At 58.3% G+C, this 14216-nt stretch carries 13 protein-coding genes; 7 read left to right on the top strand and 6 right to left on the bottom strand.

The annotated features are described in order from the left end of the window. Positions 1-83 precede the first annotated feature (83 nt). The 4 genes from JOE33_RS02660 to JOE33_RS02645 all read right to left on the bottom strand — a co-directional run bounded on the left by JOE33_RS02660 (position 84) and on the right by JOE33_RS02645 (position 2448). Positions 84-287: a hypothetical protein gene (locus tag JOE33_RS02660; protein ID WP_004404016.1), complete on the bottom strand. Its 204-nt coding sequence runs from the start codon at positions 285-287 to the stop codon at positions 84-86. 63 nt (positions 288-350) lie between these two features. Next, positions 351-839 (bottom strand): DUF3828 domain-containing protein, encoded by a 489-nt coding sequence (locus JOE33_RS02655; protein WP_010433212.1) that lies wholly within the window; start codon positions 837-839, stop codon positions 351-353. A gap of 345 nt (positions 840-1184) precedes the next feature. Then, positions 1185-1493 (bottom strand): RcnB family protein, encoded by a 309-nt coding sequence (locus tag JOE33_RS02650; protein ID WP_010433214.1) that lies wholly within the window; start codon positions 1491-1493, stop codon positions 1185-1187. A gap of 97 nt (positions 1494-1590) precedes the next feature. After that, positions 1591-2448, bottom strand: coding sequence for an SDR family oxidoreductase (locus tag JOE33_RS02645; RefSeq protein ID WP_096125388.1), 858 nt, complete (start codon positions 2446-2448; stop codon positions 1591-1593). A gap of 145 nt (positions 2449-2593) precedes the next feature. On the opposite strand from JOE33_RS02645, the gene JOE33_RS02640 reads away from it, so the two are divergent. The 7 genes from JOE33_RS02640 (at position 2594) to JOE33_RS02610 (ending at position 11457) form a co-directional block, all read left to right on the top strand. After that, on the top strand, positions 2594-3001 hold the full coding sequence (locus JOE33_RS02640; protein ID WP_162235644.1) for a helix-turn-helix domain-containing protein: 408 nt from the start codon (positions 2594-2596) through the stop codon (positions 2999-3001). 138 nt (positions 3002-3139) lie between these two features. Then, entirely contained in the window at positions 3140-5029 is a 1890-nt protein-coding gene (mrdA, locus tag JOE33_RS02635) for a penicillin-binding protein 2 (protein WP_032613874.1), read from the top strand. 157 nt (positions 5030-5186) lie between these two features. After that, a complete protein-coding gene (poxB, locus tag JOE33_RS02630) occupies positions 5187-6905 on the top strand; it encodes a ubiquinone-dependent pyruvate dehydrogenase (protein WP_032613876.1) in 1719 nt (572 codons plus the stop codon). 369 nt (positions 6906-7274) lie between these two features. Beyond that, positions 7275-9236 carry a methyl-accepting chemotaxis protein gene (locus JOE33_RS02625; RefSeq protein WP_222943756.1) on the top strand — a complete coding sequence of 654 codons (1962 nt, stop codon included), beginning with the start codon at positions 7275-7277 and terminating at the stop codon, positions 9234-9236. A gap of 617 nt (positions 9237-9853) precedes the next feature. Further along, positions 9854-10171 carry a hypothetical protein gene (locus JOE33_RS02620; RefSeq protein ID WP_032613878.1) on the top strand — a complete coding sequence of 106 codons (318 nt, stop codon included), beginning with the start codon at positions 9854-9856 and terminating at the stop codon, positions 10169-10171. A gap of 216 nt (positions 10172-10387) precedes the next feature. Continuing rightward, the gene (locus JOE33_RS02615) at positions 10388-10906 is read left to right on the top strand and encodes a chalcone isomerase family protein (RefSeq protein WP_010432665.1); all 519 of its coding nucleotides are present in this window, start codon (positions 10388-10390) and stop codon (positions 10904-10906) included. A gap of 17 nt (positions 10907-10923) precedes the next feature. Continuing rightward, complete coding sequence (locus tag JOE33_RS02610; RefSeq protein ID WP_032613880.1) at positions 10924-11457, top strand: DUF3833 domain-containing protein; 534 nt, start codon at positions 10924-10926, stop codon at positions 11455-11457. Positions 11458-11497: 40 nt separating this feature from the next. Here the strand turns inward: JOE33_RS02610 and moaA are convergent, their stop codons facing one another. Both moaA and JOE33_RS02600 read right to left on the bottom strand, forming a co-directional pair. Next, the gene (gene moaA / locus JOE33_RS02605; protein ID WP_003317890.1) at positions 11498-12496 is read right to left on the bottom strand and encodes a GTP 3',8-cyclase MoaA; all 999 of its coding nucleotides are present in this window, start codon (positions 12494-12496) and stop codon (positions 11498-11500) included. A gap of 261 nt (positions 12497-12757) precedes the next feature. Then, a complete protein-coding gene (locus JOE33_RS02600) occupies positions 12758-14107 on the bottom strand; it encodes a sodium:proton antiporter (protein WP_054992900.1) in 1350 nt (449 codons plus the stop codon). Positions 14108-14216 lie beyond the last annotated feature (109 nt).

The following is a 14216-nucleotide window of genomic DNA, read 5'->3' as shown; positions in this document are numbered from 1 at the left end:
GGGTTGTCGGCGGCAAGGCCAGCTTTCTTTAATGCCGCAGGTAAATAAACAGGCCAATCATGTTTTGCATCGTGCCGAGCGATCTATTCGTCTTCCTGATCATCGTGTTCCGAGTAGGAGTCCAGCAACTCGGCCAGCGCCAGAGTGCGGTCCAGCCCTTTGCGGGTGGACATGATTTCGGCTACCGCCTGCGTGGCGGCAACTCTGGCAGCTTCGCGTTCGGCATCGGTGTTATTGGGCGTGGCGGCCTGCGCAGCCTCAATAATCGATTGCTCAAAGGTATTCATTGTGCTCGCTCGTGAAATTCAAGTGCCTGTGATACCGAGAATGGCGGATTGTTTCAAGGCCGATCAATCACCTTCGTAGGGAAAGTCCTCCAGGCTCTGCATCAACGCAACGCCCTGTGGCCCCTGAAGATTCTCCAGCACCCAGCAACTGTTGGCATTTTTGGCCAGCAGCAGGCGTGTCGTCTGGCTGGCGACCGGCTGTTGAGGGGCGTCCTTGTAGCCCAGGTTATAGGTCATTTCGACCACGGCCTGCTTGTCCGAGTTGGACACCAGCTTCCAGTCAATCGGCTTTTGCACATCACCGTCCTGCGCGTCGGTCCACGGGTTGGCACTGACGGCGCATTGATCGCCGTTCTGGCACGCCCAGTCCTTCTTGAGCAGGCTCAGCAGAGGCTTGGACAAATAATCAGCGCTACCTTTGCCGTTCAGATAAAAATCCTGATGCTTTTCGTAAATCCAGCGCGCCGTATCGACCGGGGTCGCAGCCGGGCAGGCCGCATGGGCGGTGGTTGAAAGCAGGCAGGCGAAGGCAATGGCGACGGTTCTGGACATGGAGCGGGCTCGCAGAAAAGGTGGCAGTGAGGGTGACAGGCATATGACAGTGCATTTGTAAGCCAAGCGGACAAAAAAGCAATGTTTTTGGTCATGTGCAGCAGGGGGAGGCGGGCGGGTAGAAGCGGATTGAGGGGTATTCATTTAATGCGCTGCATGTTGCCGGCACTCCCTGGACCCGGGAACTTCCCACTGTATTCAAAGAAGCTTGCCATGCGTCGAGCATTCATCGGGGCGTTTGCACAGGGGAGTTATCGAAACATACGCTGCACTGGCATGTTCGTCGTCAAGCCTGCGTCACTTGGACGTGCTCGCGCGGAGCGCGAGCAACAGACAGGGTCGTTCTTACTTCTTGACCGGCACGATATCCATGATCTGGCCATTGACCTTCTGGAAACGCACGTACTTGTTATTAATCTTCACCCATTCACTTTCCTTGGCGGGTGTTTCCAGGCCTTTGCTTTTCCAGTCCTTCACTTCCAGATCGCTGCGGCGATATTTTTCCGGAACGCGGGAGCCTACTTCCAGCTCGTGGACGTTGTCCTTGGATTCGGTGACTTTCGGATCCGCCGTCTCTGCTGCGTGAACGGGCAGGGTGACGGCGGAAAAGCAGCCGAGCAAGGTCATGCAGGCGATCAACGATTTGCTATTCATGTGAAGACTCCCAGTCTTTGGTATCAGGCGATGGCTTAATGCCTCGTAATAACTCGGACCCCCACTGTTGCAAATCATTCGATCGGGTTTGCTGTGCTCAGCCTTTCAGGGTCTCGGCGATGGTTGCAGAGAGTGGCGTGGTCGGGCGGCCTATCAGCGCGCTCAGCTGGCGACTGTCATCGAACAAGGCGCCCTTGGCAGCGGCTGCATCGGAATCGGCCAACAACTGTGCCACGAAATCCGGCAGGCCTGCCTGGACGAGCGCGGCTTCGAACTCGGCTTGTGGCAGGTTGACGTAAGGCAGGGACTTGCCGCTCTGTGTCGATAGCTGCGCCGCAAATTCGGACAGCGTGTAGGACTCGTCGCCTGCCAGTTCATACACGCTACCGGCCTGTGTCGTTTCCGACGTCAGCAGCACAGCGGCCGCCTCGGCGTAATCCAGGCGCGAAGCAGAGCTGATACGGCCCTCTTCGGCACAGCCCATTACCGCACCATGGGCCAGCGCGCCGGGAATGCCTGAGGTGTAGTTCTCGGTGTACCAGCCATTACGCAGCAAGGCGAACGGTAAACCGCTGGCGCGCAGGTACTCTTCTGTTTCGCGGTGCTCCCTGGCCAGGCTTAATGCCGAGGTGTCGGCGTGCAGAACACTGGTGTAGGCCAGCAGTGCGACCCCGGCGCGTTTGGCCGCATCGATCACCGCCTTGTGCTGGGGCAGACGCTGACCCACTTCGCTGGAAGAAATCAGCAGTACTTTGTCGGCGCCGGCAAATGCGCTGTCCAGTGTTGCCGGCTGTGAATAGTCGGCGTGACGAACCTGAATACCCTGCCTGGACAGATCAGCGGCCTTTTCCGGACTGCGCACGGCTGCGACGATTTGCGAAGCCGGTACGCGGCTGAGCAATTGTTCTATGACGAGGCGGCCAAGCTGGCCGGTGGCACCGGTGACAACGATCATGGAATGATTCCTTGAATCAGGTTGAAAGGAAGCGCCAGCATAGTCATGATGCTTACCTTTAGTAAGTACGTACAAAAAGGTAAGTGTCGTGAGTGAATCCGCTTCGCAATCAAGCGCCTCGCAACCAAGTGTTACGCAGGCAGGCCTGCAGCCGGAAACGGCCGAGACGCTGTTGGCGCTGGTTCGTCAGGGCCAGGTGCTGGCCACTGATTGTCCTTCGCGGGTGGTGCTCAATCACGTCTGCAGCCGTTGGGGCGTGCTGGTGCTGGTCGTGTTGCGGGGTGGCATGCATCGCTTCAGCGAAGTACGTCGCAAGATCGGCGGGGTGAGCGAGAAGATGCTCGCACAGACCCTTCAGCATCTGGAGCATGACGGTTTTGTCAGCCGCAAGTCGTTGCCAGTGGTGCCCCCGCATGTTCAATACCGGTTGACCCCGATGGGCGAAGAGGTCGCCTTGCAGGTTGAAACCCTCGTCACCTGGATCGAGACCAATCTGCCGCGCATCATGCAGGCCCGCGAAGCGTCGAATACGCTGCACACCCCGCCCGAATGAGCCTTTTCTGACAGATTTTTCATCCTGCGATTGTCGGCTTGATCGCCTGCAATCAGCCGCTTCTTGGTATGGTGCGCGCCGAAATCTTTATATACACGTTCAGTTGCGCCGTTTGCCCTTCACCGAGAAGCTGTAGAAATGCCCAATCCAATTCCCCTGAAAGACCACGAAAAAGAGACGCGGCTGGTCAATCAGCGTCTGATTGCCTGCGCAGTGCTGGTTGGCCTGCTGGCTGCCTGTCTGGTCGCGCGCATGTATTTCCTGCAAGTTACCGAGTTCGACTACCACTCGACCATTTCCGAAAACAACCGTGTTCACGTACTGCCGATCCCGCCCGAGCGCGGTTTGATCTTTGACCGCAATGGCGAAGTGCTTGCCGACAATCGTCCCAGTTTCAACCTGACCCTGACCCGTGAGCGCGCAGGCGACTGGCACAAGGTGATCGATGAGCTGATGACCCTGCTGGAGCTGCCCGATGAAGACCGGATTCTGTTCGACAAGGAACTGAAGCAGGTTCGCCACCCGTTCGAACCGGCTACATTGCTTTACGAACTCACCGAAGAACAGATCGCAACGCTGGCGGTCAATCAGTACCTGCTGCCGGGCGTAGACGTGGCGGCGCAGTTCGTTCGTCATTATCCGTTGGGCGCCCATTTCGCTCACTCGATCGGCTACGTCGGGCGTATCAACGAAAAGGAAGCGGCCCATCTCGATAACGAGTATCGCGGCACGCAATCCATCGGCAAGACCGGCGTCGAGCGCTTCTACGAGTCCGAGCTGCACGGCCACGTAGGCTACGAAGAAGTCGAGACCAATGCCCAGGGTCGCGTGCTGCGCGTGCTGAAACACACTGACCCGGTGCCGGGCAAGAACATCACCCTAACGCTGGACGCGCACCTGCAGGCCGCGGCGGAAAACGCGCTGGGTGATCGACGCGGCTCGGTGGTTGCATTGGACCCCGAAACCGGCGACGTGCTGGCGATGGTCAGTAAACCCAGCTTCGACCCCAACCTGTTCGTTACTGGCATCAGCTTTAAACAATATGCCGCGCTGCGCGATTCCATCGACCGGCCACTGTTCAACCGCGTGCTGCGCGGCCTCTATGCGCCGGGCTCGACGGTCAAGCCGGAAGTGGCGATTGCCGGGCTCGACAGTGGCGTGATGACGGCCTCGACAAAGGTCTTCGACCCTGGCTATTTCCAGTTGCCGGACTTCGACCACAAATACCGCAACTGGAACCACAGTGGCGATGGCTGGGTGGACATGGACACGGCGATCATGCGTTCCAATGACACCTATTTCTACACGGTGGCGCACAAGCTCGGCATCGACCGTCTGCACGACTACATGACTATGTTCGGCATCGGCCAGAAGGTCTCACTGGATATGTTCGAGGAGTCTGCAGGGCTGATGCCGTCCCGCGAATGGAAGCGGGCCACGCGTCGACAGGCTTGGTTCCCCGGCGAAACGGTGATTCTCGGCATTGGTCAGGGCTATATGCAGGTCACGCCGTTGCAACTGGCTCAGGCCACTTCACTGATTGCCAGCAAGGGTGTCTGGCATCGACCGCATCTGGCGATGGAAGTCGGTGATAAAGCGCCTGTCGACGAGCATCCGATGCCCAACATCGTGCTGCGCGATCCCAATGAATGGAATCAGGTCAATACCGGCATGCAGATGGTCATGCACGACCCGCGCGGCATTGCGCGGGACGCGGCCAAGGGCGCTCAGTACCGCATCGCCGGCAAAAGTGGTACGGCACAGGTGGTGGCGATCAAGCAGGGCGAGCGCTACAACCGCCTGAAGACCCTCGAGCGTAATCGCGACAACGCCTTGTTCGTTGGTTTCGCGCCTGCCGACCATCCCAAGATCGTCGTGTCGGTGACCATCGAGAACGGCGAGGCGGGTGGCCGGGTGGCAGGTCCTGTAGTGCGGGAGATTCTCGATGCCTGGCTGCTGGACAGCGACGGCAAGCTCAAGCCGGAGTACGCCACCCCCGTCAAGGCGCCGGGCAACCCCCACGCCTGATCAGCCTTTTTAAAGCGCTGGCCTAATGACCGAGCCCTGAACAGGGCTCAGGTTTTCTGAACTGTCGAGAATGCATCGGGTCGACCACAACAGGCGTGGCAGAGCGCTGCGCGCGTTTTACCGTACTCATTATCATTGCCTCGACAAGGAACCCCGCATGTCCAAGACCATTGCCGACCATCTCGCGCAAACCCTCGCAGCGGCAGGTGTTTCCCACATCTGGGGGGTGTCCGGTGACAGCCTCAACGGCCTGACCGACAGCCTGGAACGCACCGATTCGATTCGCTGGATGCACACCCGTCATGAAGAAGTCGCAGCCTTTGCTGCCGGTGCCCAGGCGGCGTCCAGCGGCAAACTGGCGGTCTGCGCCGGCAGCTGCGGACCGGGCAACCTGCACCTGATCAACGGCCTGTACGACTGCCACCGCAACCGGGTGCCGGTACTGGCAATTGCTGCGCACATTCCGTCTTCGGAAATCGGTCTGGATTACTTTCAGGAAACCCATCCGCAGGAGCTGTTCAAAGAGTGCAGCCACTTCGTCGAACTGGTCAGTAACCCAGAGCAGTTCCCGCGAGTGCTGGAGCGTGCCATGCGTGCCGCGATCAGCCAGAAAGGTGTTGCGGTGATTGTCTTGCCGGGCGACGTTGCGCTCAGCGATGCGCCGGATGTGGCGGCAAAATGGATCGAGGCCACTGCGCCCAACGTGGTGCCTGCCGAAAACGACCTGCAGTCGATGGCTGAAATGCTCAACGATTCCAAAGCCGTCACACTCCTGTGCGGTGCGGGTTGTGAAGGTGCTCACAAGCAGGTTCTGGCATTGGCGGATACGCTGGGCGCGCCGATCGTTCATGCATTGCGCGGCAAGCAGCACGTCGAATACGACAACCCGTTCGACGTCGGAATGACCGGCCTGATCGGTTTCAGCTCCGGCTACCACGCCATGCTGTCCTGCGACACGCTGGTGATTCTGGGCAGCAGCTTTCCGTATCGGAATTTCTACCCTGAAAAAGCCAACATCATCCAGATCGACCTCGATCCGACCCAGCTTGGTCGCCGTACGCCGGTGGCGCTGGGTCTGGTCGGCGGTGTGCGGGAAACCCTCGATGCGCTTCAGCCTAAACTGAAGCCGCATACCGATCGCCGTTTCCTCGACAAGGCCCTGAAACACTACGCCAAAGCCCGTGAAGAACTGGACGAGCTGGCCACCCCGACGCCGGATGGCACGCCGATTCACCCGCAGTACCTGACTCGACTGGTCGACGAGCAGGCCGATGCCGATGCGATCTTTACCGTCGACGTCGGTACGCCGACGCTGTGGGCTGCGCGCTACCTGCACATGAACGGCAAGCGCAGTCTGCTTGGCTCGTTCAACCACGGCTCGATGGCCAACGCCTTGCCACAAGCTTTAGGGGCCAAGGCTGAACATCCGGATCGTCAGGTTGTAGCCCTGTGTGGCGACGGCGGCCTGTCCATGTTGCTGGGGGACCTGCTGAGCATCCGTCAGTTGAACCTGCCCATCAAGATGGTGGTGTTCAACAACAGCTCGCTGGGCTTTGTCGACATGGAAATGAAAGCCAGCGGCTACGTGCCGCACGGCACTGATCTGCATGAAACCAACTTCGCCGGTATTGCCTTGGGCGCAGGCATTCTGGGCCTGCGCGTCGAGAACGCTGAAGAGCTGCCCGCCGCCTTGCGCAAGGCGTTCGATCATCCCGGTCCGGTGCTGATCGACGTCGTCACGGCCAAGCAGGAACTGGGCATCCCACCGAAAATCAAGCTGGCCCAGGCCAAGGGCTTCAGCCTGTACATGATGCGCGCGATCATGAGCGGGCGCGGCAGTGAAGTGCTGGAACTGGCGAAAACCAACCTGCGTTAATACATTATAAAAACTGATGGGTTGAATAGAAAAAGTTGCAACTTCTATCCGCCGAGATTGTCGCCACTGTTGCAGGTGACAATCTCGGCGTCTTTACATCGCTCTTTTCATAATGACTGCTCAAGGCGGTCATTATTTGTGGATCCAAACTTCTCACACCTTTTACTCATTGAGTTCGCTGTTTGAATTAACAAATTCAAATAGTGGGTAAAGCTTCTGTGCCCACAGCCGAGACAGTGGTACGGAAGCAAGACCGGCTACGGCAGGCTGATTACCGAACAGTCCCTGGCGACAAAAAAACGTCGACGCTACAGAACGTTACGCCCTGGATAGTCTTTATAGAAAAGTCTGCACGTCATGAGGTCTGCAATGCTTAGAAATGCTCCTTTGAGTATGAAACTGCTGCTTATTTTAATATTTCCCCTGTTTGGCTTTCTGGCCTTCGCAGGTCTGTTCGTGGCTGACAAAAGCGAAAATCTCGGTGACATGAGGCGCGCAGTGACGGCCAGCAGTGCCGCACAGAAGCTGAGTGACGTCGTCACCACTCTCCAGCGCGAGCGCGGGGCCAGCGGCGTGTTTTTGGGCAGCGGCGGCAAGTCCATGCAGGACAAACTGAAGACGTTTCGTCAGGAAACCGACAACGCGATAAGCGAGATGCGCGCTCAGTCGACTGACGGCATTCCCGGCCCGGAAAAGGTCAACCGTGCGTTCGAGGACCTGATCGCCCTGCGCCTCAAGGTCGATACACTCGGGATCAACAGCACAGAATCCGGCACGCGTTTTACTGACATTATCAAAACCCTCATCGGCTTCTCCTATTCACTGGAATCGAGCATCGAGGATCCGGAAATACTGCGCGGCCTGAGTTCGCTCAATCAGTTCGTGGATATGAAGGAGCGTGCCGGTCGCGAACGTGTATTGCTCGGCCTGGCATTCAACCAGAACCGTTTCGACGCCGCACTGTTATCACGCTTCAGTCGCAACCTGGGCGAGTTCTCCGGTTACTTCGAAGCGTTCCAGCGCTGGTCGCCGGAAGCCTTCAAAACCAAACTCAATGCCGTTCTGCAGCAACCAGGATCGCTCGAAGTGGCGCGCTTGCAGCGTCTGGGCTTCGATACTCCGCTGGGTGACCCGCTCAACGTCAAGCCGGAAGACTGGTTCAACCTCTCTACCGCACGTATCGACATGATGGCCAATGTAGAAGCAGAACTTGGCCAGAACGTCGTCGGCCTGGCAACGGATGCGCGCAGCTCCGCTCAGAGCAGCCTGTACGTGGCGGTTGCCACTGTCGTTCTGATGCTGATCGTAGTGTTGTGGCTGGCGTCGGTGATCATCCGCAACATCAAGGTCGCGGTTGTCGATGTGAACCGCACTTTGATGGCACTTTCCACCCGCGACCTGACCGCCCGGACCCGTTATGTCGGCAAGGACGAGTTCGGCGAGATCTCGCGCAATCTGGACAACATGGCGCATCAGATCAGTGAGGTCATCAGTGAAATCGGCAGCGCCACGGCGCAGGTTGCCACCGCCGCCGAGCAGTCTTCCGCTGTGGCGTTGCAAACCAGTCAGAACGTGGCGCAACAACGCCAGGGCACTGATCAGGTCGCCACTGCCATCAGCGAAATGAGTGCCACGGTAAAGGATGTCGCGCGCAGCACCACCGACGCGGCCGAGATGTCACAGCGCGTCAACAACAGCACCGTGCAGGGCAAGACCGAAATCGACAACACCATCGGCCTGATTCAGGGGCTCTCGGTGCAGGCTGAAGAGACTTCACGGATCATTGACGAGCTCAAGGGCGAGAGCAACTCGATCTCCTCGGTGCTCGATGTCATTCGTGGCGTCGCCGACCAGACCAACCTGCTGGCGCTCAACGCAGCCATCGAGGCTGCTCGTGCCGGCGAGCAGGGGCGTGGTTTCGCGGTGGTTGCCGACGAAGTGCGCAATCTGGCCAAGAAGACTCAGGACTCTACCGTCAGCATCCAGAAAATGATCGCCAACCTGCAGTCCGGCTCGGAACGCGCAGCAGCGTCGATGCAGGAAACCCTGGGCAAGGCGCAGGAGGGTGCCAGCAATGTCGTACGCGCTGGTGAACTGCTGGAAGAGATCGCCGAAGGCATCGCGACCATCAGCGACCGCAACATCCAGGTCGCTTCTGCCGCGGAAGAGCAGAGTCTGGTTGCCGAAGAGATTCATCGCAACGTCGATGACATCAACTCGCTGGTCATCCAGGTCAGTGCCGGTGCCGAGCAGACCGCCGTCACCAGCCGCGAACTGGCGCGTCTGGCTGAGCAGCAGCAGGGTCTGGTGGGCCGCTTCAAGGTGAGCTGACAGTCAGTTGCTCGTGTGTTGTGAAAGGCCTGGGAGCGAAAGCTTTCAGGCCTTTTTGTTGGTCCCCGGATACTGTCGTGCCGCGGTAACTGATCACCCTTGATAGCCTGTCAGTCATGACCCTTCAGTCACCTATTCATGTAACCCCACGTTCCGCTTACGATTATGTAGTGACTAAAAATAATCACTACATAATTGTTGACGCACCCCATTTGCCCTTGCATTATGCAGCTGTCTCCCTGATCGGGAGCGCTGCAAAAGGTGTGATGAACAGGCTCGGCAAGCCGTCGAGATGTTCCCGGATGTAGGCTGCCCACAAGGCAGATTGATGGAGCTGAACTGGCATTTGTCGTCGATAAGGGCGAGAAGCTGGCGAAATGTCCTCATGATGCTTGTAATGGATCGATTACCGATCCTGGGCCGGGTCTTTGGGTTTCGTGACTTCTTCTCTCTACGCTGATGCCGCTGTGTAGCGGCTCTTCATCAAGGCTACCTGCATGTCCTTGAGGGCTGGAACGGTATTCGACGCACACTCAATCGTGTTGCGTTGCTGACGTTCTGGCGAATGAACTTGATGTATCAATTATTGAACAGTCTATGAGCGAAGGGGCATCAACATGAATATCAACACACAACCGACTATTGATGAACTGGCTCGTCTGTTTGCTGCGTGCAAAGACACGCTGGATAACCATATCGCCTGGGTTGCCGAGTCGGGTGAAGTTCGCGTCGACGCCATGTCGCCGTTCACCCAGGAGCACGAGTTTCGTGATGCGCATCCGCAACTGCGCGCGTCCCTGAAGATGTTCCGTCGTGGCCAGGGTTATGTCGGCAAGAAAGCCGCTGCCGATCGCGCCTACATGGAGGACACGCTGCAGGCGCTGAAAGGCGAATGGCAGAAGACTCGCCGGCAGGCGCACTCACAGGTTGCCTGAGCCCAGGGCTCCGCAGGTCCTGAAGCCTGTTCCCGATCCCGGTCGGGAACAGGCTTTTTGCTTTTCGGCGCCAAGAGGGGCGATGGTCTACAGGTTGTACAAAGTGTTTTCGGTGGTATAGATTCCGGCCATGAGTCAGCGACCCTGACTGTCTTCACTCGCTGCCTGCCGTGATTGCCACTGCAGTGCCTGCACATGACATAGATGAGGTTGCCGATGCGTGCGCCACGATGGTTATGGTTGGTGATGTTACTCAGCGCCGGCGCTTCGGCGGACTGGCGCGAGGCATTGCCCAATGCTCAGGTCGTCGGCGGCGGAGACCTTAGTCTGTTCGGCTTTCGTGTTTATACGGCCCGATTGCTCAGCCCGGTCAAACCTTTCGTGGCAGACGCGCCACTGGCACTTGAACTGACCTACCATCGCGCCATTGATCGTGAAGATCTGGTCGATGCCAGTATCGATGAGATCAAGCGTATTTCCGGGTCGAAGGTGAATGAGCAGCAACTGACCGAATGGCGACAGCAGATGAACCAGTCATTTGTCGACGTTCAGCCGGGCATGAAGATTACCGGCGTCTACCTGCCTGGTCGCGAAGCGAGGTTTTATGTTGGCGACAAGCTCCAGCATGTGGTGCCCGACAGCCAGTTCGCCAAGGCCTTCTTTTCCATCTGGCTGGACCCGAAAACCCGTAACCCCGAACTTCGCGAGCAGTTGCTCGGCAGTACCGGCTCATGACCCATCAAGGAGGGCGCATGCTGAGAAAGTGGATGTTAATGCTGTGTGTGGGGCTTGTACTGAGCGGCTGCGGTGGCGTGCCGGTAACCCGTTACAGTCAGGAAACGCCGAAGCTCGATCTGCGCCAGTACTTCACTGGGCGTGTCGAAGCCTGGGGAATGTTTCAAAAACGCTCTGGTGAAGTCACAAAGCGCTTCACCGTGGTGATCGACGGGCACAGCGAAGGCGAAGTGCTGGTCATGCATGAGGCCTTCAGTTACAGCGACGGCACCAAGCAGGTTCGGGAGTGGCGCTTGCGTCCCGATGGTCCTGGGCGCTGGAAGGGTACGGCAGGTGACGTGGTTGGCGAGGCCTATGGCGAAGTGTCAGGCAACAGCTTCCACTGGAACTATGTGCTCAGGCTGCCGGTGGATGGCACCGAGTATGACGTGAGCCTGGATGACTGGATGTACCTGATCGACGCGCAGACCATGGCCAATCGTTCCTCGATGACCAAGCTGGGTGTCGAAGTCGGGCAGATCACGTTGTTCTTTCGCAAGGCCGGTAAATAAATAACGCCTCGTATGAGGCGTCATCCTTCAGGGCGGCTACTCAGCCGCCCGTCATATTCATGAAGCGAACTACCTGCACGCCATCGTCGTGGGTGAAGTTGTGGCTCCACGGCTTGAGCTGCATGGCGTCGATGATGGCTTTTTCGAGCTTTTCCGGCTGGCCGGGATTGGCGCGCAATACCGCTTTCAAATCCACGGAATGCTCGTTACCCAGGCACAGCAGCAAGCGACCTTCGACAGTCATGCGCACGCGATTGCAAGTGCCGCAGAAGTTATGGCTGTGCGGGGAGATGAAACCGATGCGAATGCCCGGCGCCTCGGCCAGACGCCAGTAGCGCGACGGCCCCTGAGTCGAATCAGTCGACGGCACCAGCGTGTAACGTTCGGCAATGCGTTCGCGCACCTGATCGCTGGAGTAGAAGGACTCGGCGCGGCTGTGCTCGCTGATGATGCCCAGCGGCATCTCTTCGATGAACGAGACATCCAGGTTGCGATCGATGGCGAACGCCAGCAGGTCGTTGATCTCATCATCGTTGCGACCGTGCATCACCACGCAGTTGAGCTTGGTGTGCACAAAACCGGCGGCGTTGGCGGCATCGATGCCCGCAATCACTTTGTGCAGATCGCCCGTGCGGGTCAGCTCGCGGAAACGCTGGGGATCAAGGCTGTCCAGGCTGATGTTCAGGCGTGTGACACCGGCCTTGAACAGCGGGGCAGCCAGCTTGTCCAGCTGCGAACCGTTGGTGGTCATGCACAGTTCACGCAGGCCGGGCAGGGCGGCGATCTTTTCGCAAAGCCCTACCACGCCTGCACGCACCAGCGGTTCACCACCGGTAAGACGAATCTTGCGCGTACCCAGTGCCACGAAGCGCTCGGCCACCTGGAGGATCTCCTCCAGCGACAGAATCTGTTGCCGAGGCAGAAACGTCATCTCTTCGGCCATGCAGTACACGCAGCGAAAATCGCAGCGGTCAGTGACCGACATGCGCAGATAATCGACTTTACGTGCAAAGCGGTCCATCAGGACGGGTTCTGACATTTCACCTTCTAACTAATCGAGTGGGCTGTATTACCGGGTTTGGAGGCCAGTGCGTTACCAGGGTTCAGCCAAATTACAGCGTGCCGACTTCAGGCCTGATCGCAGACTGGCAAAGTGCCTTGTACGGATTACATAGTAGCTGCACGCATTGCTGTTTGCACCGGCTGCATGACGCCACGCTAACCGAGTCGAAATGCCGCAGTCCAATTGCTTGTTCCGATACGCTCATCGACCTGCTCTATTACCGACGCCACGCTGACGTCATGGATCAGGATTGGCTGAAGCGCTGCGCTCGTAACGCTCCAGCAACGGCTGAATGCTGATGCCATGCAGCAGGATACTCAAGGCCACCACCGACAGCGTCATACCGATCACGACATCCCCGACGTCGTCCGCCAGGCCATGGGAAAGAGCGAAGCACAGGTAGTAAAGACTGCCGATGCCGCGAATGCCGAACCAGCCGACCAGTGCCTTCTGTTTCCGGTTTAGCAGACGTCGGCTGACCAGCAGCCAGACACTGGCCGGGCGTATGACGCAGAACAACGCCAGCCCCAGGCCGACGGCGCGCCAGTCCCAATAAGTGGCCAGCGCAGCGCCCAGCAATGTGATCAGCAGTACTTCCATTGCGCGCTCCACCAGACTGCCGAACGCCAGCATGTCGCCCATCATCACCCCGGCGGCCAATTGTGAATCGCTCAGGTCATCGGATTCGGCCACGGTGCCTTTTTCCAGTGATGCTGTCATGTGCCCGAGCACCGGCTGTGCCACATGTTCGGAGGGCAGTTCCGAGCGGGTGGTGCGCACTTCGGCCTGACGCAAGCCAAAGCCTGCGGCGAATACCGAGAGAAAGCCAAAGGCCCCTACGCTTTGGGCAACCACATAAGCCAGCGCGATAAGCGCCAGGGCCAAAAAGTCGTTGGGGGAGGTGGTACTGTCGGCGTTTTTGATGCGCAGAAAAATCATCAGGTGGCCAACCCCTCGGCCCATGCCATAACCGATCAGAAGGCCAGCGGGCACTGCCCAGATCAGGTCTTTGATCAGCCAGTCCTGTACCCAGTTGGCCATCCCTCCACCGGAAGTCAGATAGAGCAGCGCAAAAATAACGAATGGGAACGCGGTGCCGTCGTTGAGCCCGGCCTCGCCCGACAAGCCAAAACGCAGACGGTCCTGATCTTGCGCACTGTTGACCTGCACCATTCCCGCCAGTACAGGGTCGGTGGGTGAAAGCATGGCGCCGAGCAATAAGGATATGGTCCAGTCGATACCGAAAATGTAATGAGCGGCAAAGCTCACTCCGGCAATCGTCGCCAGCATCACCGGCCCGGCCAGCCAATACGCCGAGTGCCAGGCCTTGCCCTTTAACGGTAAGCGCAGCTTGATGCCGGTCCCGAAAAGTGAAAACAGCACGGCCACCTCGGTCAGGCGCTCAAGCCACTCATGAGACGCCTTGAAATCGAGATCGACGATATCGAGGCCCATCGGGCCGATGCTGAAACCGAACGCCAGGCAGACTGCCGAGGTTGTCACCGGCATCCAGCGTAAAAAGGAAGAGGTCAGTGCCAACAGCATCAATAAAACGCCGAGCACGCCCATGCAGACCAGAAAACTCATAGAGAAAGAACCACCGTTGAATGCGCCTTGAGAAGAGGGCGTAACGGTGGGACTGCCCTATGCGGTAATAAGTTGAAATAATTTGCCGGGCGGTTGCAAAACGCTGCCG

The sequence above is a fragment of the Pseudomonas sp. PvP027 genome, from assembly GCF_017833005.1.
Taxonomy (GTDB): domain Bacteria; phylum Pseudomonadota; class Gammaproteobacteria; order Pseudomonadales; family Pseudomonadaceae; genus Aquipseudomonas; species Aquipseudomonas congelans.
Note: the sequence above shows the minus strand (reverse complement) of the source record. Positions and strands in the feature narration are given on the sequence as shown.

Bases quoted from the DNA above. Each gene is read 5' to 3' on its own strand.
- JOE33_RS02655 (WP_010433212.1), bottom strand. From the start codon at position 839: ATGTCCAGAACCGTCGCCATTGCCTTCGCCTGCCTGCTTTCAACCACC.
- moaA (WP_003317890.1), bottom strand. From the start codon at position 12,496: ATGTCAGAACCCGTCCTGATGGACCGCTTTGCACGTAAAGTCGATTAT.
- JOE33_RS02620 (WP_032613878.1), top strand. From the start codon at position 9,854: ATGAATATCAACACACAACCGACTATTGATGAACTGGCTCGTCTGTTT.
- JOE33_RS02625 (WP_222943756.1), top strand. From the start codon at position 7,275: ATGCTTAGAAATGCTCCTTTGAGTATGAAACTGCTGCTTATTTTAATA.
- JOE33_RS02610 (WP_032613880.1), top strand. From the start codon at position 10,924: ATGCTGAGAAAGTGGATGTTAATGCTGTGTGTGGGGCTTGTACTGAGC.
- JOE33_RS02650 (WP_010433214.1), bottom strand. From the start codon at position 1,493: ATGAATAGCAAATCGTTGATCGCCTGCATGACCTTGCTCGGCTGCTTT.
- JOE33_RS02660 (WP_004404016.1), bottom strand. From the start codon at position 287: ATGAATACCTTTGAGCAATCGATTATTGAGGCTGCGCAGGCCGCCACG.
- JOE33_RS02600 (WP_054992900.1), bottom strand. From the start codon at position 14,107: ATGAGTTTTCTGGTCTGCATGGGCGTGCTCGGCGTTTTATTGATGCTG.
- JOE33_RS02645 (WP_096125388.1), bottom strand. From the start codon at position 2,448: ATGATCGTTGTCACCGGTGCCACCGGCCAGCTTGGCCGCCTCGTCATA.
- mrdA (WP_032613874.1), top strand. From the start codon at position 3,140: ATGCCCAATCCAATTCCCCTGAAAGACCACGAAAAAGAGACGCGGCTG.
- JOE33_RS02615 (WP_010432665.1), top strand. From the start codon at position 10,388: ATGCGTGCGCCACGATGGTTATGGTTGGTGATGTTACTCAGCGCCGGC.
- poxB (WP_032613876.1), top strand. From the start codon at position 5,187: ATGTCCAAGACCATTGCCGACCATCTCGCGCAAACCCTCGCAGCGGCA.